This window comes from Bacillus haikouensis, from assembly GCF_013179555.1.
Taxonomy (GTDB): domain Bacteria; phylum Bacillota; class Bacilli; order Bacillales; family Bacillaceae_B; genus Rossellomorea; species Rossellomorea haikouensis_A.
The window spans coordinates 1-2,439 of the sequence record NZ_JABMCR010000436.1 but is presented as its reverse complement, the minus strand read 5'-3'; the positions used below and the strand labels follow the sequence as shown (position 1 = coordinate 2,439).

Below are 2,439 nucleotides of genomic sequence, written 5' to 3'. Positions count from 1 at the left end.
GGGAGATTTTGTATTAGGCTTTGTTTTAATGATATTTGAAATGATAGTGAATACTCTTGGAGGTATAAATAGCAGTATTTATTTTTCGATGATCGGAGATTTTGAGCAGGCCAAGGAAGTGCTTGATAAGAGGTGGTTTTTAGCTTATATGGCTATTTATGTTTTTGTAATGTATGACAGTTATCGGAGGGCAGTTGAGTATAACAAAGCATATCTATTAGCTTATAGGGAGAAAACACAGGATTTGAATATATTTGATCTTGCACCATTGGGTATAGGTAACTTAGACAAAACTTCTCCTGCTAATGCAGTTATCTGGTCAGCCCTTTCAAGCGGTGTTTCAGCTATGTATTATAAGAATATGCCTAACTTAATTTTCAGCTTGTTTTGGATAGGTATACTCAGTTATAAGTCCCGTCTGCTCGAAGGTATTCATTATGCATTTATAATGGATTTTTCCAAGACGAAAGAGGTATTAGATCCTCAATGGTTTCTATTTTTCCCATCTGTTTATGTATTTGTTATCTACCACACTTATATATTAAGCATTTACAATAATAAGTCTTATGACCTGACACTCTCCAGATTTCTGAAAAAGGATTTTCAAAAAATAGACTTCCCTTTGCCGATAAAGGAGGAATGAAATTGTATATTATTGCAAGTTTTGATTATTCTCCGGCATTGGAAATTGCACTTACGGAACTAATGGAGAACGAAATACCCCAAAGTAATATCCTCGCCCTTCCTTTAGACAAATTAACAGAGTCACCACGTTTATTTGATAGCATTCATTATGCAGATGGAACCAGTCTGGTAGACCTTGCTGGAATATTAGGTTGTATTTTTATGCTTCTTGGTTCTATCTACGGTTTTGTTTTAGAATGGGGGCCAATAATCTGGGCACTTATTGGGCTTGTTGTTGGGGGGATTACTGGTTTTTTCATAAAGTGGTTATATATCAAGGCAAAGTACAAAAGAAGGTTTAGCAAAAGCAAGACGGAAGTATTTGTAATGATCTACACAAGTGAAGATAACAAAGTCCATAAAATAAAAGAAATTCTCTGGCAGCATAACGCCCAGGGAATGACAGTGTATCGAGGATCGTAAAGTACTCTATTTCTTCAGCTAAAGGGGTCGCTGGTTTAATAAGGAATAACGCTTTTTTTGTTAATGTTTGAGGGAGTTGATTTATCGTACGATCGACAGAATTCATTTTTTTTAATAAGCGGGTTATTACCTCCCCCCATTATTCACTATACATAGGATTCGCGCAGTTCTTTTTGTCATACCAAAATTGGATAGGTGTACTTGGCGAGGATTTTAGATGGTATTGATGCGTATAGTTCCGGTAATAATCTCAAATCAAACTTATGTAACTATTATGGGTTATTTATTGCGTTTCCCCTAAAGTGGGCGAGAGCGGAAGATATCAGGCAACTGGTCTTCCGCTCTATTTGTATTTTGCTTAACAAAGGAGATGAAGTTGATGGTAAAATAATGGTAATAAAAGGAGAGTGAAAATTGAATAAATATTATAATTTTATATCGATCATCATATGCGGATTTGACTTAGTTGTTTATATTTTATTTTTTAACGGAATTGATTTAGTTTCAGATGAAGTCGTCTTCCCTTTAATGATAGGCGGTTCAATTATGGGGATTGTTTTTTCGGGGTTAGGAAGTAAAGGAATTACAAGAAACATAGGTATTTTTGGGAATGCTTTTGTTCTTTTGTTTACAGTGATTGTTCCACTAATAGTACGTACTTTTATATGGAATACACCTTAACCAACAGTTCATAAACGGGTCATCAGTTAATCAAAGGGGTGCATGCCTCAGAATGAATGGTGGCCTATTTAATCTTAGTTGAGTTTAATATAAGTAATGGTGGGATTAATTGGTGGACATTTTACGAATTATTTTTATTTGTGGAATAACTTATGGTCTTACTTCGTTCTATTCCGTTAGGTGGAATTGGTTTTGTACTTGCTTTTGGAATTATTCTGGGATGTCTTGTGAGAGTACTTTATCTTTTAAATGAGATTCGCCAGGAACTTCTGAGAAAATAAAAGTCAATCAAGATATTAACCAAACTTAAGGTGGATTCAAATGGATAAACGAGTTCAGATTGACTTTGATATAGATTTAACCTTAACAGTAATATATGAAGAATGAATAAATAACTAAAGGGGTGGAAGCTATGCTGACTAAACCGGAGATAAACGAGTATGCTCCATATTATAAAGGATATGTGAGCAGCGTACCAGAAGGAGATCTGCTCAAGATTCTTGATGTTCAACTAAAGGAAACCATGTATTTGTTAAAAGATTTAAGCGAGGAAAAGGCCATGTATCGGTATGCTCCGGAAAAATGGACAATCAAGGAAGTCATCGGCCACATTACCGATACGGAGCGCATTATGTGCTACCGCCTTCTCTG

General features: G+C 35.3%; 4 protein-coding genes. All 4 read left to right on the top strand.

Annotated features, from left to right (window positions below; all coding sequences use genetic code 11):
* Positions 1-643 (top strand): hypothetical protein (locus tag HP456_RS22765; RefSeq protein ID WP_216663397.1); only part of this gene is annotated, 643 nt, incomplete at its 5' end.
* Positions 644-645: 2 nt separating this feature from the next.
* A complete protein-coding gene (locus HP456_RS22760; protein ID WP_172255325.1) occupies positions 646-1,107 on the top strand; it encodes a hypothetical protein in 462 nt (153 codons plus the stop codon).
* 414 nt (positions 1,108-1,521) lie between these two features.
* A complete protein-coding gene (locus HP456_RS22755; protein ID WP_172255323.1) occupies positions 1,522-1,788 on the top strand; it encodes a hypothetical protein in 267 nt (88 codons plus the stop codon).
* Positions 1,789-2,200: 412 nt separating this feature from the next.
* The coding region (locus HP456_RS22750) for a DinB family protein (protein ID WP_172255321.1) at positions 2,201-2,439 on the top strand (239 nt) is incomplete at its 3' end.